The sequence below is a fragment of the Neolewinella litorea genome, from assembly GCF_004803465.1.
Classification (GTDB): Bacteria; Bacteroidota; Bacteroidia; order Chitinophagales; family Saprospiraceae; genus Neolewinella; species Neolewinella litorea.
Window position 1 is genome coordinate 62807 of sequence record NZ_SRSF01000005.1, and the last position, 21001, is coordinate 83807.

A 21001-nucleotide genomic window follows, 5' to 3' on the forward strand; every position below is an offset into this window, starting at 1 on the left:
GTGTCTACACTCAAATCAAAACGCTCGTCAAATAGCGGTACACCAAGAGGAGGGGTGCTATTTCAATGGTGCAAATATATAACAAAAAATGGAGCGGTCGGCTGCCAACGTAGTGATTAGCAATGAATAGCCCGCGCACCAAATGCACCAGATATATCAGCGCCAGCACTGCGGCCCCGGCAATCAGGAAGTAGTACCCGTAGTCTGGCGGCGCATAACTCACCAGCAGATTGATGGGTACGAGGATCACTCCGGTCAGGATGGAAAACACCATCAGGACGAAGGTGTACCGACTAAGTTCCTTGCGAAGTGGGAAAATTCTGCCCAGCAGCAAGAGCACGAAGAATTTCAGGCCCACCACCGCGGCCACGATGAGGGAGGTAATGAACCAACCCGTCCATACCCCCCCGGGCAGGGGCACGTCGAGGGCCGTAGCCAAAAGGTAGAGATAGAAGCCGGCCGACAATAAAAAGAAGAGGTAACAGAGCCAGAGCGCGGAGATCTGGCCGCCGGAACGCCGCCGGAACAACTGCGTCATCATGTTGTCGTTCAGCGTGGCCGTGAGGCACTGCTTGAGCAGGTTGCGGAAGAGGACCCACAGACTGGTGACCATCACCACCAGGAGCAGGTGGACGAACACCACGGGCTCGGTATCCACCTCACCGGGGGAGGCAATCTCCGGTCGGGCGGCGGCGGCAGCGGGCGTTGTAGCCTTTGCCGGTCCGTCGGAAGGATAGAGGTCGAAGGGGTTGGGGGAGGTGTCGCGAGCGGTTGTCTGCCGGGCGGCGGCGAGGCGCTCGGTGAGTTCGAAGGGATTGCTCCCCGACTGGGCGGGAAGCGAAGTCCCGACCACCAGCAGCCAGCATATGAGGATGAAGTGACGCAATACCTTTGAGATCAGGGGGTAAAGGTAAACCGGGCCGGGCGCTTACCCGAAGAATCAGGCCAGGGATTGGTAAACGACCATGGCGCCGATGTAGGCGATCGCGGTCATGAAAACGAACTGAACGATGGGCCACTTCCAACCGTTGGTCTCCCGCTTGGTCACCGCCAGGGTCGACATGCACATCATGGCAAAGACGTAGAAGATCAGCAGGCTCCAGGAAGTAGCCCGGTTGTAAACCAGCTCATTCGTCACCGGGTCGCGTTCCTCGGCGAGTCGCTCCCGGATCCGGAACTCGTCGTCGGTGCTGCCGATGCTGTAGATCGTGGCCATGGTGCCGACGAATACCTCCCGCGCGGCAAAACTGGTCAGCAGCGCGATGCCGATCTTCCAGTCGTAGCCCAGGGGGCGGATGACCGGCTCGATGGCCTTGCCGAGGTGACCGGCGTAACTGGCCTCCAGCCGTTCGGAAGCCAGCAGGTCGGCGGCCTCGTCCTCGCTCAGCTCCTGCGTCCGCGCCCGCTCGGTGACTTGCGCTTCGGCGGCGGCCATATCTTCCGGGGGGCCGTAGGTCGAGGCGGCCCACAGAATGACGCTGATGATCATGATGATCTTGCCGGCCTCCAGTACGAAAGTCTTTGATTTTTGCCACACCGTCGTGCCCACGTTGCGCCATACCGGGATGCGGTACTCGGGCAATTCCAGCATCAGGAAACTGCGCTCGGGCGTCTGCAGCACCACCTTGAAGGCCAGGGCCGAAAGCATGGCGGCCAGGATGCCCAGGAAGTACAGTCCCGCGAAGGCCAGTCCCTGCAGACTGATCAGTCCGTTGAAGTACACGACCGGCGGGACGGCGAAGGAAATGAGGATGACGTAGACCGGGATGCGGGCGGAACAGGAGGTAAGGGGCGTCACCAGGATCGTCAGCAGCCGTTCCTTCCAGTTGGAGATCGTGCGGGTGCTCATGATGGCCGGAATGGCGCAGGCGTGACCGCTGATCAGAGCCACCACCGAACGGCCGTTCAGCCCGAAGCGCTGCATGAGGCTGTCGAAGAGGTAGGCCGCCCGGGCGAGGTAACCCACCTCCTCCAGGATGGCAATGAAGAAGAAGAGGATGGCGATCTGGGGCAGGAAAACCAATACGCCGCCGAGTCCGGCGATGATGCCGTCGACGAGCAGGTCCGTGAACCAGCCCGCGGGGAGGGTCTCGCGGATCGATTGTCCGAGAGAGCCAAAGGTGAATTCGATGAGGTCCATCGGTATGCTTGCCCAGGCGAACAGCGCCTGAAACAGCAGCAGCATCAGGGCGATGAACAGAATGGGACCGAAGATGGGGTGGGTGACCACATTGTCGATCCGGTCGCTGCGGGAAGAGGTATCGCCCGCGTGGCGCACCGCGGAGCGGACGATGGGCTCGAAGGTGTTGTAACGCTCCATGGTCTCCTCCACCTGCGAACGAAGGCTGTGGAAGCCGTGGCGCACGCGGGCCTCCTGCACCTGGTGGCGGGTGGCGTCGGGGATGTGCTTCAGCCAGGGTGCGTGGTGGGTGAGCAGCAGGGCGTGGTAATCGTTGCGGGCGGGGAGCTCCCGGCGGAGTTCGGTAAGCACGTCGCGGGTATTGGCCCCGGGCTCGAAAAAGGCCTGGCGGGGGCGGTGCCGGTTGGGGTCCTGGAGCAGCCCGGCGATGGCCGCCTTCAACTCGGTGATGCCGCGGTGGTCGCGGCTACTCACGGGCACCACGGGTACGCCGAGTTCCTTGCTGAGGCGGGGGATGTCGACCGTGAGGCCGTCGGCGTCCATCAGGTCGGCCATATTCAGGACCAGGATCATGGGCAGGTCGAGGTCCCGCAGCTGGGTGAAGAGCAGCAGGTGCTTGTCCAGCTTGGTGATGTCGGCCACGTAGAGGATGGCGTCGGGGAAGAGGTCGCCTTCCGGATTGGTGAGCTCCTGCACCACCAGTCGCTCGTCGAGGCTGGTCGGGTAGCAGCTGTAGGCACCGGGGAAGTCGATCAGCTCGACCGTCGGCAGACCGGGCAGGGTGAGCATACCGGCTTTTTTCTCCACCGTGACGCCGGGGAAGTTGCCGATGCGTTGCCGCAGACCGGTGAGAATATTAAATAGGGAAGACTTCCCGCTGTTCGGGTTACCAACCAGACCGACAACGGGGGTGGCCTTTACTTGACCATTATGCATGCCAGCTCTTTCTTCCGCAATGCCAGGCACTGTCGGTCTATCTTTACGTACCAACTGCCGCCGAAGGGGGATTTGCGAACGACCCGCAGGCGGGAGCCCGGGCGCACCCCGATGTCCAGCAGCTTACCGGCGAGGTACTCGTTGGTAAAGCGGTCGATGGTGCCGGATTGACCGGCCTCAAAGAGGGAAGCGGCAGCGGGAACGGGGAAGGGCATGGCAGTCTGGGTTGGTCAGCTTCGTAACGGCACAAAGATACACAAAGTAGGCTATCTGTACCCAGTCTAAATAAAATGCCGGTCTCCCGGACCACCCCTTCCGCCGGTTACCTTACAATTCCCGGCTAAAGCTACCTTTAACCCAAATCCATACAACTTATGCAACAACTATCTTTCCTTCTCCTGTTCTCCGCCGTCCTGCTGGTCGGCTGTTCCCCGAAGGTCGCTCCCGTCATCGGCGAGGACGGCACCGACTGGAACGCCCGCGCGGCCGAATACCGCGAAAACCCCGCCGCCCTGCGCGATTTCGTGGAGGACTGCGAACGCAGCCAGTCGGAACTCACCGGCATGCGCCAGCAACTGACCAGCTACGAAAGTGAGGCCGGCGACCTGCAGAACCAGCTTTCCACCGCGGAGGCTTCCGCCGAACAGGCCTACCAGGAAATCCAGCAGCTCCGGCAGCAGATCAGCACCCTCGAGGCCAACCAGCGCCCCGACGAGGTCATCACCGACCAGCCCCAAGTGAAGGGCGTCATCTTCCAGGTGCAGCTCGGCGCCTACGCGCAGAACCGCGTGGACCCCGACATGGCCACCGGCGATGCCCTGGACCTTACCGACCAGAACGGATTGCAGAAGGTGGTCGTAAGCCGTTTCCGCACCTACCAGAACGCCGCTAACCTGCGCGACCGCCTCAAGCAAATGGGCGTGAAGGACGCCTTCGTAGTGGCCATGAACGACGGCCAGCGCATCGAGGTGCAGGAAGCTATCCGGCTGAGCGGGCAGCAATAAAGCCATGCGGGAGACCGACTTCATCGGCAAGAACCAGGACAAGTGGGAGCGCTACGAGGAAAGTCTCCAGCGCAGCGACCAGGATCCCGCCCGGCTCGGCGAGCTCTACGTCCACACCACCGATGACCTGTCGATCTCCCGCACCTTTTACCCCAACCGCACCGTGCGGGTCTACCTCAACGGACTGGCCCGCCGCACCTTCCTGCAATTGTACCGGGGGAGGGGCGGAGGGCTCCGTTCCTTTCTCACCTTCTGGTCCGACGACCTGCCTAGAGCCGTTTACGATTACCGGCGCTATCTTCTGCTGGCGCTGCTTACCTTTTCCCTGGCGCTGCTCATCGGCGTGGTCGGTTACCGCATCGATCCCGCCTTCGCCGAGACCATTCTGGGGGCGGACTACGTGCGCATGACCGAGGCGAACATCGCCGACGGTGACCCGATGGCCGTCTACCGGTCGCGCAACCCCGCCGGCGCCGCCCTTCACATCACCCTGAACAACCTGCAGGTAGCCCTCCTCACCTTCCTGGCGGGCGCTTTCCTCGGAGTGGGCAGCATCGTCATGCTCATTCGTACGGGGGTGATGATCGGGGTATTCCAGTACTTCTTCTTTGCCCGCGGCAACCTGGCGGTTGCGTCGGACGGCTCAGGCCCGGACTGGCTGCTGCGCAGTTTGAGTTGGATACTTACGGCCGGGGGCGCGGGTCTCGAAAAGGTGCAAGGCCTGCTTTCGTTCGTGGTTCAGGACGCGTCGGTCTTTCGGGAAAGCCTGCTGACCATCTGGATCCACGGGGCACTCGAAGTGAGCAGTTTCGTACTGGCCGGCGGGGCGGGGCTCGCCATGGGCGGGGGACTGCTGTTCCCCGGCACCCTGACGCGGCTGCAGTCGTTCGGACGCGCGGCCCGCGCCGGAGTGAAGATCATGCTGGGCACGGTGCCCCTGTTCGTGATCGCGGGCCTGCTGGAGGGATTCGTGACGCGGCAGACCGACCTGCCGGCGGCCCTGCGCCTCGGGTTTATCCTGTTCTGCTTCGCCTTCATCGTCTGGTACTACGTCATCTATCCCCGGTCGGTCGCCCGCACCCCGCGGCCCGAAAGGGCCATCCTGTCCGAGGAGGGACGACCGGCTCCGGTCATCCGTTTGCGGCAGATCCGCAGTCTGGGCGAGCAACTGACGGTCACCTTCACGATTTGCCGGCGGGGCACGGGTGGCCTGCTTGGTGGCGTATTGGCTCTGGCGTTCGGGTACTGCCTGTTGTCCTTCGCCTTTGCCCCCGATGCAGCCGGGCGGTACCGCTTCGCGGGCTACCTCTTTGCCGAACTGGAAAATTTTCACGCCCTGACGGCCTCTTACGGATTGGGCCGGGACTGGTCCTTTTCCGGATTGGTCGCGGTAGGCTTGTACGGACTCGTACACCTGGGGCTCGGTGCGGCGGCGCGGCACACCGACCTGGTCCTTCCCCCTGCATCCTGGCGGCGGGAAGGGCGGCTCCTGGCTTGCTGTGGACTGCTGGCCGTCACCCTGGCCTACAGCGGCAAGGTGGTGGCTCTGCTCACGTTTCTAACCTTCCCCTATCTGCTGATGGCGGCCATCGGAACGTATACCGAAGGCCTGTCACCGGGTAGGCTGTTCCGTATGGTGTACACCAACTTGGCCCACAGCTACGGCGTGGTGCTGATGCTTCTGCTGATCGCGCTGCCGGCCGGGTTTATCCTGGATTCGGTGCTGGGGCAATTCTTTTTTGCTTTCCTGGATTGGGTGATCTACACCGATGGCAGCACCGTCGACGCGCGTAACGTGATGCTGCAGGCCTTTTGCTATTATTCCCTCTTCGCGCTGCTCTTCTGTGGCTGGGTGATCGCCCTGACCCTGTCACTTGGCAGCCTGCGGGAGATCCGGACCGCTGGCGAACTGAAGCAGAGGGTCGCGGAACTGGGCCGGCGCTCGCGGGGGGAGGCGGCGGATCGCGAATAACGGTGTCTTTGCCGTTCAGGTGCCAAATTACTTGATATGACGGTTGGGCTTGATCAAGTGTCGGAAATTTGACGACATTTGCGCGCCCATTTTTGCGGGAGCCCCCGTTCGATCATCAAGTAAATGAAAATATGAAGCGAGTCTTTACTCATGTCCGCCTGCTGTTTTTTGCAGCAACCTTGTGCGGCACATCCCTTCTCGTTGCCCAGACCACCGTCAGCGGTACCATTACCGACCAGGAGACCGGCGAGCCCCTTATCGGCGCCAGCATCCTGGCCGTCGGTACTTCCACCGGTACGATCACGGACTTCGACGGTAACTACGCCCTCAACGTACCCGAGGGCGTGACCGAGTTGCAGTTCAGCTACACGGGTTACCCCACCGTCAATGAGCCCATCAATGGCCGCACGACCATCGACCTGGCCCTGCAGGCCGGGGAACTGCTCGAGGAAGTAGTGGTAGTAGGCTACGGCTCGGTAAAGAAGGAAGACCTGACGGGCTCGGTCAATACGATCGAGGAAGAGACCTTCAACAAGGGTGCCATCGTCTCGCCCACCAACCTCATCGCGGGTAAGGTAGCCGGCGTCAACATCACCAGCGGCAGCGGCAACCCCGGTGAAGGGCCTACGGTACGCATCCGCGGCGGCACCTCCATCAACGCCAGCAACGACCCCCTGTACGTGATCGACGGGGTACCCCTCTCGAACGACGGCGTCACCGGCGGCCGCAGCCCCCTGAACTTCCTCAACCCCGACGACATCGCCTCCATGACCGTACTGAAGGACGCCTCGGCGGCGGCCATCTACGGCTCCCGCGGGGCCAACGGCGTCATACTCATCACCACCAAAAAGGGAAAATCCGGCGCACCCACCATCAGCTACCGCGCCGAGGGAACCGTCTCCAGCGTCATCAACCGCCAGCAGAACCTCAACGCCGAGGACTTCCGCAACGTGGTCACCTTCGCCGCACCCGCCCGCCTCGGCACGCTCGGTACCGGGAACACCAACTGGTTCGACGAACTGACCCAGACCGGCTACGGCACCCAGCAGAACCTCAGCATCAGCGGCGGCGGCGAGACCAATACCTACCGGGTATCGGCCGGCTACCAGCAGCTGGAGGGCGTGATTCGCGGGGCCGAAACCGAGCGCATCAGCCTAAACCTGAACTTTACGCAGAAGCTCTTCAGCGACAAGCTCATCGTCGGGGCCAGCCTCAAGGGCGCCAACGAGAACAACGTTTTCGACCCCGGCGTCATCAACGCGGCCCTGGACTTCGACCCTACCCAGCCCATCTACGACCCCAACAATACAACCTACGCCGGCTTCTTCGAGTACGGCAACTCCCTGGCCCCCCGCAACCCCGTCAGCGCCACCGAGCAGATCAGCAACACCGGCAAGACCTACCGGGGCATCGGCAACCTCGACCTGGAGTACAAGTTCGACGACCTGATCCCGGGCCTGAGCTACAAGGCCGTCCTGGGCTTCGACGTCAACAGCGGCGAGAACAACCGCTTCGTGCCGACCACCTTCGCCACCCTGGCCACCAACGGCTTCTCGGGTGAATTCAACATCAACAACGCGCTGCGCACCAGCAAGCTTTTCGATACCTACCTGACCTACGCCACCGACTTCGGCAACCAGCGGGCCAGCCTGCAGGTGGGCTACTCCTACCAGGACTTCAACTTCGAAGGGCCCTCGATCCAGGGGCAGAACCTCTCCACCGACGCCTTCGGTACCGCCAACCCCGGCGTGGCCGAAGACATTTTCGCCTACAACAGTGTGGTGGAAAACCGGCTGATCTCCTTCTTCGGCCGCCTCAACTACAACATCGACGAGCGCTACCTCTTCACCGCCTCGCTGCGGCGCGACGGCTCAAGCCGCTTCGGACCGAGCAACCGCTGGGGCCTCTTCCCCTCGGCCGCCCTGGCCTGGCGGATCCTGCAAGAGGACTTCGCCGCCGGCCTCGGCAACACCTTCTCCGACCTCAAGCTGCGCATCGGCTACGGCGTGACCGGCAACCAGGACTTCGGCGACTACCTCTACCTGCCCGTCTACCAGTACAGCGACCAGCGCACGCAGTACCAGTTCGGCGACCGCTTCGTCTCCACCATCCGGCCCAACGCCTACGACGCCAACCTGAAGTGGGAGGAAACCGCCAGCCTCAACGTGGGCCTCGACTTCGGTTTCTTCAACAACCGCCTCAGCGGTATCCTGGAGTACTACCAGAAGACCACCGACGACCTGCTCTTCACCGTCAACGTACCCGCCGGTACCAACCTCTCCGACCGCGTGACCACCAACATCGGGGCCCTGGAAAACCAGGGCGTGGAACTGACACTTAACGGCGTACTCGTCGACCAGGCCCGGTTCGGCCTAGACGTGACGGGCAACGTCAGCTTCCAGCAGACCGAGATAACCCGCCTGGACGGGAGTGGCAGTGCCGACATTCAGACCGGCGGCATCGCCGGTGGCGTTGGTAATACCGTACAGCTCCTGCGCGTCGGCGCCACCCCCTACTCCTTCTACCTCTACCAGCAGAAGTACGGCGAAGACGGACGGCCCCTGCGCGACGGCGTGGACTACAACGAAGACGGCGTGGCCAACAACCTCGACATCTACGAAGACCTGAACGGCGACGGCGTACTGAACGACCAGGACCTCCGGATCAACGAATCGCCCATGCCCGACGTGCTGCTGGGCTTCACCGCCAACGCCCGCTACGGCAAGTTCAACCTCGGCTTCACGCTGCGGGGCAACCTGGGCAACTACGTGTACAACAACGCCGCCTCCAATGGCGGCAACTTCTCACGCATCGACCTCGGGGCCAACTACGTGAGTAACGTGCACGCCAGCGCCGTGTACACCCGCTTCGACCGCCCGCAGTACTTCAGCGACTACTACCTGCAGAACGGCAGCTTCCTGCGCCTCGACAACCTCTCGGCGAGCTACGACTTCGGCAGTTTGGCCGGTGGCGGACTCAACCTGCGGGTGTACGCCGCGGCCCAGAACCTCTTCATCCTGACCAACTACGGCGGCAACGATCCGGAAGGCAACGGCATCGACAACTCTCCCTTCCCCCGCGCCCGCATCTACACCCTCGGCGCCCGCATCGGCCTGTAACCTATCCTAAACCACCCACCCCCCCGTGGGGGTGTCAACTATAAGAATCATGCAATACCGAGCACTTTTGCTGCTTTTCCTCGGGCTCGCCCTTTCGGCCTGCACCGACCTCGAGCTGCTCCCCCAGGACAAGGCCGACCCGAACGCCGTGCTGAGCCAGGAGGGTAACTACGAATCCTTCCTCGCCCGCGTCTACGCCGGCCTGGCCGTCACCGGTCAGCAGGGCCCGGCCGGAGCATCCGACATCGCCAGCCTCGACGAGGGCTTCTCCAACTACCTGCGGCAGTACTGGCAACTCCAGGAACTGCCCACGGAAACCTCCGTCATCGCCTGGGGCGACGCCGGGCTTCCCGAGCTCGTGTACCAGACCTGGACGAGCGACAACCAGTTCATCCGCGCGATGTACTACCGCATCTTCTTCCAGGTCAGCCAGGCCAATGAATTCCTGCGGGAAACCACGCCGGCCAAACTCGACGAGCGCGGCATCCGCGAAGGCTTCCGGCCCACGGTGGAGGGCTTCCGCGCCGAGGCCCGTTTCCTGCGCGCTCTGTCCTACTGGCACGCCATCGACATGTTCGGCGACGTGATTTTCTACACCGAGGAGGACGCCATCGGTGGCGATCCGCCCACGGTACGCAGCCGGGGCGAGGTATTCGACTTCCTGGTGAGCGAACTGCAGGCCATCGAAGAGCAACTGCCCGCCATCGGTGCCGCCGAGTACGGCCGCGTCGACCGCGGTGCCCTGTACATGCTGCAGGCCAAATTGTACCAGAACGCTGAGGTGTACGCCGGGCAGGACCGTCACGCCGACGCCCTCGCCGCCGTAGAGCGCATCATCGACAGCGGAGTGTACAGCCTCGAGGAAGACTACGCCGACCTGTTCAAGGCCGATAACCACACCTCCGATGAGCTGATCTGGTCGATCCCCTTCGACGGGCAGTTCACCCAGGGCTTCGGCGGCCTCACCTACCTGACCCACGCTCCCGTAGGTGGCAGCATGGACCCGGCCGAGTACGGCATTGACGGCGGCTGGTTCGGCCTGCGCGCCACGAAGGACCTGGTGGCCCTCTTCCCCGACGTGACCGGCGACGCCGACGAGCGCGCCATGTTCTACACCGACGGGCAGACGCTGGAGATCAACAACATCTCCGAATTCAACCAGGGCTACGCCGTCCCGAAGTACACCAACGTGACCAGTGAAGGTGTTACCGGCAGCGATCCGCGCTTTCCGGACACCGACTATCCCTTCTTCCGCCTCGGCGACGCCTACCTGATGTACGCCGAAGCCGTGCTGCGCGGCGGCGGCGGCAGCCGGGCCCGCGCCGTGGAACTCGTGAACGAACTGCGCGAGCGCGCCTACGACAGCGACGCCGGTAACATTACCGACGGCGACCTGACGCTCGACTTCATCCTGGCCGAACGCGGCCGCGAACTCTACTGGGAGGCCCAGCGCCGCACCGACCGCATTCGCTTCAACGCGTTCACCGTCAATGGTATCTGGCCCTGGAAGGGTGGGGTGCCCGAAGGACGTACCACCTCGGCGATCTACAACCTGTACCCGATCCCGTCGTCCGAAATTCTCTCCAACCCTAACCTGAGCCAGAACGAAGGCTACTAACCACCGCACCATGCAGTTTACGAAGCAACTCCTCTCCTGGCTTCCGATGTTCTTCCTGCTCGCCCTGGCTACCGGCTGCGAGCGCGAGGACTTCGACATTGCCAACAATACCGACTTTCCCCCCTCTATCCTATCGTCCTTCCCCTCGGCCAACGGACGGGTAGTAGCCGGCGACTTCGACGTCCGCGTCATCTTCGCCGACGGCACCGTCTCCCCGCTGGCCTCCGCCACGGTGACCCTGATGGACTCGGCGATGAACGTCATCACCACCCAGTCGCGCGACCTGACCGGCATCCAGGACTCGCTGGTCATCGAAGGTTCATCCTTCGGGGCCGCTGACCTTGCGGTAGGTGTTTACAACCTCGACATCAGCGTCACCGACGCCAAGGGGCAGACGACCGAAACGGCCTTCACCTTCGAGATCAGCAACCTGCCCTACCCGGCGAACCACGACGCGATCTTCATCGCCGGAGCCTTCAACGGCTGGGGCGCCGACCCCCTTACCCTGGTGTCCGACAACATCTGGGAGATCCAGAACGTCGACCTGCAGGGGGAAGCGTGGAAACTGAAGAACTGCGCCGACTGGTGCGACGAAGACTGGGGTGATGCTCAGTGCAACGGCTTCATGGTCTCCAACTTTGCCGACGGCGGCAACGGCGACACCCAGTGCGGCTACAGCGGCCTGGTGAACATCCGCTTCAACGACCAGACGCTGAGCTACAGCGTAACCCCGGCCGTCAGCTACGCCTCCAATACCCAGAGCCTGTACCTGCTGGGCACCTTCAACAACTTTGAAGGCAGCGAATACCAGTTCGCCCTCGTGGACGACAACCGCTGGGTGCTCGAAGAAGTACTCCTGACGCCCGGCGACCAGTTCAAGATGGCCGAAATGCCCGACTTCCAGGGCATCAACTACGGCGACAACGAGAACGACGGCATCGCCGAGCGCTACGGCAGCAACATCGTCTACCCCGATACCGAAGCCGAAGGCTACTACAGCATCACCTTCAACGACCGGTCGCTGGCCTACGAACTCACCTTCCTGCGCCCCGCCGCCCCCGAAAGCGTGGGCATCATCGGCGACGCTACGCCCAACGGCTGGGACTCCGACACCGACATGACCGACGAAGGCAACGGCGTATACACCATCACCATCGAACTGACGGACGGCGTGGTCAAGTTCCGCGCCAACGACAACTGGGACCTCAACTGGGGCGGCACCGAATTCCCCAACGGCACCGCCGTGGTGAACGGTGGCGACATCCCAGTAGTAGCCGGCAAGTATAAGGTGACGCTCGACATCAACAACCTGACCTACTCCTTCCAGGAAGACGCCGGCATCGCCAGCATCGGACTGGTAGGCGACGCCACCCCCGGCGGCTGGGACAACGATACCCCCCTGACCGATAACGGCGACGGTACCTGGTCGGCCCTCATCGGCCTCGGAACCGGCAGCGCCAAGTTCCGCGCCAACGGCAACTGGGACGTCAACTGGGGAGCCGGCGACTTCCCTTCGGGAACCGGTACCCAGGGCGGCGCCGACATCCCCGTTACGGCCGGCATCTACCTGATCACCCTTAACCCAGTGACCGGCGCCTACTCCTTCACGCCGGCCTCCATCGGCATCATCGGCGACGCCACCCCCGGCGGCTGGGACGCGGATACCGACCTGACCCTGAACCCCGACGTGATGGGAGAGGTGAGCGGACAAATCACCCTCACCGACGGTGAAGCCAAGTTCCGGGCCAACGACGCCTGGGACTACGACTGGGGCGGTTCGGAATTCCCCGCCGGAACGGCCGCCTTCAAGGGACCTAATATCCCCGTAACGGCCGGTACCTACACCGTCCGCTTCAACGTCAATACCCTGGCCTACAACTTCGACGAATAGATCGGGCTTGATCAAGCAACCATACGGGCACGTTTCGCAAGAGGCGTGCCCGTTGTCGTTCCTCACCATGCGCCTCCGGCTCCTGCTCTGCTGCCTGCTCCTTGCCTCGGCCCTTGCCGGGCAGGATCCCTTCCGGGACGCCACCGCCGGTTCCGGCATCGACGTGAGCGCCCGGGTGCGTGGCGTATCCGTTTGCGATCCCAACGGCGACGGCCACCCGGACCTCTTTCTCAGCGTGCTCGACGGCCCCAACCGCCTCTACCAGAACGACGGCCACGCCCGCTTTACCGAAGTTGGGCACCGCACTCCCCTGGCGAACGCGGGACCCACCCAATTTTCCCTGTGGGTCGATCTGGACGGCGACGGCGACCAGGACGCGGTACTCGGTCAGCCCGACCTGCCCGCCCGGCTCTACCGCAACGACGGAGGCACCTTCACCGACCTTACGGCGGGATCGGGCCTGGAACTGCGGGCGAGGGTACAGGCGGGCGCGGTCCTGGATTATGACGGCGACGGGCTCCCCGACCTGTTTTTCTCCTGCCTCAACGCCCCCGACCGCCTCTACCGCAACGAAGGCGGCTTTTTGTTCCGGGAAGTGGGCGGGGACGCAGGTGCCGCGCAAAGCGGACTGGGCATGGGGTGTCTGGCATTCGATTACGACCTGGACGGGGACCCCGACCTCTATCTCGTCCGCGACGGATTGCAACCCAACACCCTGCTGCGCAACGACGGGGGAACCTTCACGGACGTGAGCGCGGCCAGTGGCGCTAACGTGGTGGGCGACGGGATGGGGGTGGACGCGGCCGACTACGATCTGGACGGCGACTTCGACCTGTACGTCACCAACCTGTACGAAAACTTTCTGCTCGAAAACCGGGGAGACGGCACCTTCCGCGAGGTGGGGTTCGACGCCCGCGTGAACGACCTGGGGATGGGGTGGGGGACCGCCTGGCTGGACTACGACCTCGACGGGTACCCCGACCTGTACGTGGCCAACGAAACCGGCTTCACCGTAGCCGGACGCCGCTACAACAACATTCTTTACCGGAACCTGGGTAACGGGTCCTTCGCCCCGGCCGCCCCGCCGGAGGCCGACATCAGCAGCGCGCGCAGCGCCTACGGTACCGCTACGGCCGACTTCGACGGCGACGGGCGCCCCGACCTTTTCGTGGGCAACAGCGGTCAGCCGAGCCAGCTATTCCTGAATACGACCGCCACCGCCTACCACTGGGTAGCCTTTGACGTGCCAACGATCGGGGCGCGGCTGCGTTGCTGGTCCGGCGGGCGGATGCACATTGGCGAGGTACGGGCCGGCGGTAGCTACGCCAGTCAGCATGAGGGTGTGGTGCGCTTTGGAGTGGGCGCCGCCGACCGAGTCGACAGCCTGCTCATCGACCTGCCGGGGGCCGAAACCCTGCGCTATTACGACTTGGCGGTCGACCGACTGCACCGCCTGCCGGACAGGGAAAATACCACCTCCATTCTCCCGACGGCGGTGACCGGCGGGGGCGTGTACCCCAATCCGACCACCGGCCACCTGTACCTCTCCCGGGCCGCGAGTGACCTGCGGGTGTTCGATGTCCTGGGCCGACTCCTGCTCGTGGCGGAAGGCGAACACCGGGAACTGAAATTGCCCGACCACCTGCCGCCGGGGATTTACCGGATGACGGGCGTCCGGGACGATCGCCCCTTTTCCGCTACCCTGTACCTTCGCTCGCATTGAGTTCACCTTGCACCTGCGCTCCGCCGCAAAAACCCTACGATGAAAGCACTTTACCCTATTACCTTTTTGCTCCTGTCGGGGTGGCTGCCCGCGCAGTGCCTGCAGGGCGTTGACCTGTCGTACGTGAACGCCATAGAACAGGCCGGCGGGATATACCGTGACGCGGACGGCGAACGGGTGGACCCTTACCGGTACTTTGCCGACCGCGGAGCCGAAATGGTACGCCTGCGCCTGTGGCACCGCCCGGAGAACATCCGCAGCAAGTGCGGGGAGCCCATCAGCAGCGGTGGGATGGAAGACGTGCTGCTCGCCGCCCGGAAGGCCGACAGCAGTGGCATGGGACTTAACCTGGCCATCCACTACGGCGACTACTTCGTCGACCCCGGCAAGCAGCGGCGCCCCGCCGCCTGGGACGGGCACAGCGGACAGGTCCTGCTCGACAGCATCTACCATTACACCTACCGCACGCTCGAACGCCTGCATGCGCAGGGCACGGACCCCGTTATCGTGGCCGTGGGCAACGAGACCAACAACGGCTTCGTGGATGCGACCGAACCCACGAACGGCTTTGAATGGGCGGCTGACGCCGACAAATTCAACGCGGGGCTGCGGGCCGTACGCGACTTCAACACCGCGCAGGGCACCAGCATCCGCTCGGCGATCCACCTGACGGAAAATTACGCCCGCCACGGCGCGTCCGGATTAACCGCGGCGGGTGTGACCGACTACGACATCCTGGGGCTTTCCTACTACCCGCACTTTAATCCGCAGACCACGGTAGCGGAGATCGGCGAACTGGTCAGCCACCTGGGCGAGACCTACGACAAGGAGATCATGATCTTCGAGACGGGCTTCAGCCATAACAATACCGGGGGCTCCGACGGCTACAACAACTTCCTGGCCGGGAACGGTGAGGTAGTCGATCATCCGGCTACGCCGGCCGGACAGCGGGCGTTCCTGGGCGCCCTCAGCCGGACGGTCTGCGCCGCGGGTGGTACGGCCGTCTACTACTGGGAGCCGGCCTGGGTTAGCAGCGGGATGTGTGATGCCTGGGGACAGGGCTCATCCTACGAAAATGCCTCCTGGTTCGACTACGACGGGCGGGCGCTGCCCGCTTTCGATTGGTTGTCCGACGACGGTACGGTGAGTACCCAAGACGAAGGGTTAGATGTCCGAACCAGCGTATACCCCAATCCCGGGGGAGATACCCTTAACGTAGAGAGCCAGTTGAAGGTGGTCGAATGGCAGTTGCTGAACACCGAGGGGGTGGTGGTAGCGGCCGTCGGGGCTGAGGCGCCGGGGCAGTCCTTCACAGTGCGGATGCGGGAGTTGCCGGCCGGAACGTACGTGCTGCGGCTGAAAATGGAAAACGGCCGTTGGGAGACCCGGAGGGTAGTCGTGGGCAACGAGCGCTAGATGGCGGCTTCGCCACCTACGAACTCTACGACTTCGATATCGTCGACGTGCTCCTCGAACCAGATCAGGGGGGCGGGATTTTTGTCGCCCGTGCAGGTATCGCACTTGAAGAAGAGGTAGTACAACTGCCAGTAGTCACCTACCTGCTCGCGCAGGTGGTCCATGCGGCGCTCGGATTCCGCGTACTGTCCGAACAGGTGTGCCAGTCGCCAGCAATAGTAGGCCTCGTCGTGCAGTTCCACCACATTCAGCAGCAGGGGGTCGTCGACGTAGCGGGAGAGAAACTGCCGGGCGTAGACGGAGTGGTGCTTCGACCAGTCGCGGGGATTGCCGCGGTCCTCGACGTGCTTGAAGGTGTCGTGCACCCAGCAGACGATGCGCAGTTTGCGTCGGGTATCGGGGTCGACGGGCAGGGCGTCGATGTTCTGGTTTACCTCAATGATGTGGCGCCAGATCGTCCCTTCGGGGTGGCCGTACCGGGGCAGTCCCCAGACCAGCCCTTCCCGAAACTCCTCACTTTCCAGGAAGCGGGCTTCCAGGGCAGTTTCGGGTTGCAATAGGTGGGTTAGCTGTTGGGTGGTCAAAGTGAAAAGGGCAAGGCTTCTAGGCGTATAACGGTCGTTAAAATAGCTTAGTTGCCGTAAAGTAAGGGAAGCGATAACCAAATCGGGGGTATCGTCTGTTCATTGATAACTACCGGGGACGGGGCCTTCGTACCCCAGCTGACCATCAACAATGAAATTCCGTTACTGCTTCCTTTCCGCGCTCGGCGGTGGCCTGCTGGCCGCCCTGCTCGTCGTGGGCCTGGGACACAGGGGGGCGGAAAACCTCATTTTCCCGGTAGACGGCCGGGTGACGGAACGCTTCCTGGCCGACCCCCCCGTGCCGATCGATCAGCCCCTGCCCGCGCTGCCCGCCGCGGCCGTGGACCTGCGCCTCGCCGCACGCCGGGCTACGCCTACGGTCGTTCACGTCGATGCCCGCGTGGAGGGGCGCGACCGCGCCACCGTAAAGGCCCTCTTCGGACGGGAGGAATCCAGCGGCACCCTCGGGGGCGAGGGCTCCGGGGTCATTTACTCCGCCGACGGCTACATCGTCACCAACTATCACGTGGTGCAGGCCGCGGACAACATCACCGTCACCACCGCCGACCGCCGGAGGTACCCCGCCGAAATCGTGGGCACCGAACCGAAGACCGACCTGGCCGTGCTGAAGATCGCCGCCGAAAACCTGCCTTTTCTGGAACTGGCCGATTCCGATGCCGCCGAGCCCGGGCAGTGGGTGCTCGCCGTGGGCAGTCCGCTGGGCCTCACGAGTACCGTGACCGCCGGCATCGTAAGCGCGAAGGGCCGTAACCTGAGTCTGCTGCGCGACCCCGACGCTATCGAGAGTTTCATCCAGACCGACGCGGCCGTCAATCCCGGCAACAGCGGCGGACCGCTCGTCGACGCCGAGGGCCGACTGCTGGGCATCAATACCGCCATCGCATCGCGCACCGGACGCTTTCAGGGCTACAGCTTCGCCATTCCCAGTGATTTGGTTAAGCGGATCGTCGACGACATCATCGAGTACGGCAGCTACCGCCGGGCCATCATGGGCGTGGAGATCTCCACCCTTACCGCGGCTGACCTGCAGCGCCTGGGACTGGTGGACCGCAGCGAAGGCGTGGTGGTCGACGCCATCTTCCCCGGCGGCGCGGCGGAGGCGGGCGGACTGCTCGTCAACGACCTGATCGTGGAAGTGAACGGCCGCCCGATCCGCGATCTGCCCGAACTGACCGAGATCATCGGGCGCGCCCGGCCCGGCGACCGGCTTACGCTAACCGTCATCCGGGAAAATAAAAGTCGGGAGGTAACCATTGATCTATTGCCGGCGGACGGATGAGCCCGTCGCAACCTTGTACATTGGGGCCCACCGCGGCCCGAGAAAGCAACCATGAGATTAAAAAGTGAAAACCTGGTCAAGAAATACGGCAGCCGTACCGTAGTCAAGGGCGTGAGCATTCACGTAGACCGCGGCGACATCGTCGGACTGCTGGGCCCCAACGGTGCCGGCAAGACCACTACCTTCTACATGACCGTCGGCTTCATCCGGCCGAACGAAGGGCGGGTATACCTGAACGACGACGACATCACCGACCTGCCGATGTACAAGCGCGCCCAGCGCGGCATCGGCTACCTGCCCCAGGAACCCTCGGTCTTTCGCAAACTCAGCGTCGAGGACAACATCTCGGCCGTCCTGGAAATGACCAAGCTCAACAAGTACGAGCGGGCCGAAAAGCTGGAAAGCCTGCTGGACGAGTTCAGCCTCCACAAGGTGCGGCGCAGCAACGGCGACACCCTTAGCGGCGGAGAGCGCCGGCGCACCGAGATTGCCCGCGCCCTGGCCACCGACCCCAACTTCATCCTGCTCGACGAGCCCTTCGCCGGCATCGACCCCATCGCGGTGGAAGACATTCAGTACATCGTGGCCAAGTTGAAGACCAAGAACATCGGCATCCTCATCACCGACCACAACGTGCAGGAGACGCTCAGCATCACCGACCGGGCCTACCTCATGTTCGAGGGCAATATCCTCAAGGCCGGCACCGCCGAAGAACTGGCCGCCGACGAGATGGTGCGCAAGGTGTACCTCGGCAAGAACTTCGTACTGCGCCGCAAGGTGCTGGAGTTGTAAGGGTTAGCCCAGCATACCCCCGTCGGCCACCACCACGCTGCCGGTCACGTAGCTGGCCGCGTCGCTCGCCAGCCATACGGCCAGGCCGGCCATTTCGTCGGGAGTGGCCATGCGGCTCAGGGGGATGGACTGAAGCATGTGGTCGGCTACTTGCTCGTTTTCCCACAGGGCACGGCTCAGTTTGGTCTTCACGAGGCCGGGGCAGATCACGTTCACGCGTACGTTGTCGGCGGCCCACTCGCGGGCCTGGCTCTTGCCGAGCATGATGATGCCCGCCTTGGAGATGTTATAGGCCGCGAAATTGGGGTTGGCGTGTAGTCCCTCGATCGAACTGATGTGGATCACCGACCCGTGGCCCGATGCCCGCAGGTGGGGCAGGGCCAGGTTGCTGAGTTGCAGTGCGGCGGTCAGGTTGATGTCCAGCGTCTTGTGGTAGGCTTCGGCGGTGAGCCCCTCCACGGGTCCGAAGTAGGGATTGGTGGCGGCGTTGTTGATCAGGATGTCGAGGCACCCGTAGGTGTCGATGGTCCGCTCGATCAGGCGCTGGCGGTCGTCGGCGTCGCCCACGTGGCAGGCGATGGCGGTGGCTTCCAGTCCGTCCTGCCGGTACTGTTCCGCGATCGCGTCGACGGAGGATTGGCTGCGGGAGCTCACCACCACCTTGGCGCCGAACTCGGCCAGTCCACGCGCCATAGCCTCACCGATTCCTTTGGAGGAGCCCGTCACGACGGCTACGCGCCCCGTCAGGTCGAAGCGGGGGCGGATGCGTTGGTTCTGCACGGCAGGTCTAGTGGTTGTGGTCGTCTCCGTCCATGTGCTCGTGGTCCTCGTTGGTGAGAATCTGCTCGGCGTTGGCGAGACTGGTCTTAATGTCGGCTTCTACGTCGGCGATGGCGCGCGTCCGTTCGCGAATGAAGTTCATGATCTCTTCCTCCTTCATGTTGGCGCGCAGTTCGTCGAGGGGGCGGTGTCCGTTCATCCAGGCCATCATGGCGTCGTCGGCGTCCTCCAGTTGCTCGTTGGCGGCCAGCAGGAGTTCGCGGTAGTCTTCGCCGTGGCCACCGGTGGTCAGTTGCTCGGTGATGGTGCGCTGGGCCTGGGTGATCTGCCCCATCTGGTCCATCACGCGGTCGTGGCCTTCCATCATGGAGCTGTAGGCGGCTTCCTGGGCGGCGGTTACGGCCCGCTCTTCGGCGCTGTCGGCGGCGTCGCTTTCGGCGTTGCCGCAGGCGGTGAGGAGGAGCATCAGACTGAAGAGGTAGAGAAACTTCATGGATTGGTAATTCTGGTTAAGGTAAAATGCGTGTACGTGGGGCGGCGGCGCGCGGGTGCGGGAAATTTCCCCCAGCTTGCCGGGTCGGGTGGTTTTTGGTCGGTGTGTCCGTCGGTCGGCCCCCTTCCCCATTTCCATACCCGATAATTCGCCCCCCGGTTCAATGGGCCGGGGGAATAGCCCCGGTCTTGCCCTCCTTTCGGCCGGTTTACCGCCTGGGGATGGCTAAGGGGACAAATAAGCCACGGCCACACCTAGCGAGCGGCCAAAATTTTCAATTCTTCGGCCAGCCCTTGCAGGATTCAATTTGGCAACTGTATATTTGCGCTCCCTTAGCGGTCAGACTTATGATGGTAGGTCGCTACTGCCGCTTACCGGGTCGCTTAGCTCAGTTGGTTCAGAGCACCTCGTTTACACCGAGGGGGTCGGGAGTTCGAGTCTCTCAGCGACCACATTACTACGAAGCTGCCTTTGGCAGCGGGGAAAGCCCGATCAGAAACTGATCGGGCTTTTTGCGTTTGGTGACCTTGCTTGGCGGGTCGTGCAGCCACGGGAAGGGGGAAGGGTCTTTCCGGTGGGGCCCCAAATCTCCGCGGCGCGGCACCCCCGAATCCCCTAACTTTAAAGGAGTACCACACAATACCCATTCGGCTATGAAAACAAAAAGTACCCTTTTCCTGCTGCTCTTCCTGCTCTTCGGCGGCGCGGCCGTCCAATCTCAATCGGCCACCGAAACGATGATTGCCGACTGGGAGCGCGCCAAGGCATTCACCCTGGAATACCTTGAGGCTATGCCCGAAGACCAATTAGACCTCCGGCCCACTCCCGAGATACGCTCCTTCGCCGAACTGATGATGCACATCGCCGAGGCCAACTACGGCTTCGGATCACCCGGAACCGGCCAGGATATGCCGGAAGCACCGGAAAATTCCGACATGGCCGAGGACCCCACCAAGGAAGACCTGATCAGCCAGGTATCCGACAGCTACGACTACGTCATCGACGGCATCCGCAACCTCGACGCCCCGCGCATGGAGGAAGAAGTGCAGGTCTTCGGCCAGTTCGACATGAACCGCGGTGCCGCCCTGTCCAAGGCCTTCGAGCACCAGACCCATCACCGCGGACAAGCCTCCATCTACCTGCGACTGGCTGGCGTGACCCCTCCCGGAATGAAGCTGTTTTAGTTGTGGCTTGTGATCCAGCTCGCGACCCGGCTCGTGACCTCCGGTCGCG

The 21001-nt window shown here is 63.2% G+C and carries 16 protein-coding genes and 1 tRNA gene; 11 read left to right on the forward strand and 6 right to left on the reverse strand.

The features are described 5' to 3' along the window. Positions 1–10: 10 nt before the first annotated feature. From E4021_RS12540 to E4021_RS12550, 3 genes are read right to left on the reverse strand one after another with little or no spacing between them, the layout of a single operon-like run. Positions 11–886, reverse strand: coding sequence for a DUF4271 domain-containing protein (locus E4021_RS12540; protein WP_136459709.1), 876 nt, complete (start codon positions 884–886; stop codon positions 11–13). 54 nt (positions 887–940) lie between these two features. Further along, positions 941–3076 (reverse strand): ferrous iron transport protein B, encoded by a 2136-nt coding sequence (feoB, locus tag E4021_RS12545; protein WP_136459710.1) that lies wholly within the window; start codon positions 3074–3076, stop codon positions 941–943. Next, positions 3058–3291: a FeoA family protein gene (locus tag E4021_RS12550; protein ID WP_136459711.1), complete on the reverse strand. Its 234-nt coding sequence runs from the start codon at positions 3289–3291 to the stop codon at positions 3058–3060. Before E4021_RS12550 ends, feoB begins: the two co-directional genes overlap by 19 nt. A gap of 159 nt (positions 3292–3450) precedes the next feature. Between E4021_RS12550 and E4021_RS12555 the strand changes: the two genes are divergently transcribed. From E4021_RS12555 to E4021_RS12585, 7 genes are all read left to right on the forward strand, one after another. Continuing rightward, the gene (locus E4021_RS12555; RefSeq protein ID WP_136459712.1) at positions 3451–4080 is read left to right on the forward strand and encodes a coiled-coil domain-containing protein; all 630 of its coding nucleotides are present in this window, start codon (positions 3451–3453) and stop codon (positions 4078–4080) included. Positions 4081–4084: 4 nt separating this feature from the next. Next, on the forward strand, positions 4085–6052 hold the full coding sequence (locus E4021_RS18680; protein WP_136459713.1) for a stage II sporulation protein M: 1968 nt from the start codon (positions 4085–4087) through the stop codon (positions 6050–6052). Positions 6053–6183: 131 nt separating this feature from the next. Further along, on the forward strand, positions 6184–9171 hold the full coding sequence (locus tag E4021_RS12565; RefSeq protein ID WP_136459714.1) for a SusC/RagA family TonB-linked outer membrane protein: 2988 nt from the start codon (positions 6184–6186) through the stop codon (positions 9169–9171). 49 nt (positions 9172–9220) lie between these two features. After that, entirely contained in the window at positions 9221–10789 is a 1569-nt protein-coding gene (locus E4021_RS12570) for a RagB/SusD family nutrient uptake outer membrane protein (RefSeq protein ID WP_136459715.1), read from the forward strand. A 10-nt stretch (positions 10790–10799) separates the two neighbouring features. Then, positions 10800–12680 (forward strand): SusF/SusE family outer membrane protein, encoded by a 1881-nt coding sequence (locus E4021_RS12575; RefSeq protein WP_136459716.1) that lies wholly within the window; start codon positions 10800–10802, stop codon positions 12678–12680. Positions 12681–12687: 7 nt separating this feature from the next. Continuing rightward, positions 12688–14403 (forward strand): FG-GAP-like repeat-containing protein, encoded by a 1716-nt coding sequence (locus tag E4021_RS12580; RefSeq protein ID WP_136459717.1) that lies wholly within the window; start codon positions 12688–12690, stop codon positions 14401–14403. 39 nt (positions 14404–14442) lie between these two features. Further along, entirely contained in the window at positions 14443–15819 is a 1377-nt protein-coding gene (locus E4021_RS12585; protein WP_136459718.1) for a glycosyl hydrolase 53 family protein, read from the forward strand. Here the strand turns inward: E4021_RS12585 and E4021_RS12590 are convergent. Next, positions 15816–16376, reverse strand: coding sequence for a hypothetical protein (locus tag E4021_RS12590; RefSeq protein WP_246050293.1), 561 nt, complete (start codon positions 16374–16376; stop codon positions 15816–15818). The two genes, E4021_RS12585 and E4021_RS12590, sit on opposite strands and share 4 nt — an antisense overlap. A gap of 178 nt (positions 16377–16554) precedes the next feature. On the opposite strand from E4021_RS12590, the gene E4021_RS12595 reads away from it, so the two are divergent. Together E4021_RS12595 and lptB are read left to right on the forward strand one after the other, a co-directional pair. After that, positions 16555–17703, forward strand: a complete 1149-nt coding sequence (locus tag E4021_RS12595) for a S1C family serine protease (protein WP_136459720.1) — start codon at positions 16555–16557, stop codon at positions 17701–17703. A 51-nt stretch (positions 17704–17754) separates the two neighbouring features. Beyond that, complete coding sequence (gene lptB, locus E4021_RS12600; protein WP_136459721.1) at positions 17755–18495, forward strand: LPS export ABC transporter ATP-binding protein; 741 nt, start codon at positions 17755–17757, stop codon at positions 18493–18495. 3 nt (positions 18496–18498) lie between these two features. Here the strand turns inward: lptB and E4021_RS12605 are convergent, their stop codons facing one another. Further along, entirely contained in the window at positions 18499–19275 is a 777-nt protein-coding gene (locus E4021_RS12605; protein WP_136459722.1) for an SDR family NAD(P)-dependent oxidoreductase, read from the reverse strand. A 7-nt stretch (positions 19276–19282) separates the two neighbouring features. Next, positions 19283–19768, reverse strand: a complete 486-nt coding sequence (locus E4021_RS12610; RefSeq protein ID WP_136459723.1) for an acetate and sugar kinases/Hsc70/actin family protein — start codon at positions 19766–19768, stop codon at positions 19283–19285. A 377-nt stretch (positions 19769–20145) separates the two neighbouring features. On the opposite strand from E4021_RS12610, the gene E4021_RS12615 reads away from it, so the two are divergent. Together E4021_RS12615 and E4021_RS12620 are read left to right on the forward strand one after the other, a co-directional pair. Further along, positions 20146–20220: transfer RNA gene (locus E4021_RS12615), tRNA-Val, on the forward strand. Between the two features lie 201 nt (positions 20221–20421). Beyond that, on the forward strand, positions 20422–20952 hold the full coding sequence (locus E4021_RS12620; protein WP_136459724.1) for a DinB family protein: 531 nt from the start codon (positions 20422–20424) through the stop codon (positions 20950–20952). Positions 20953–21001 lie beyond the last annotated feature (49 nt).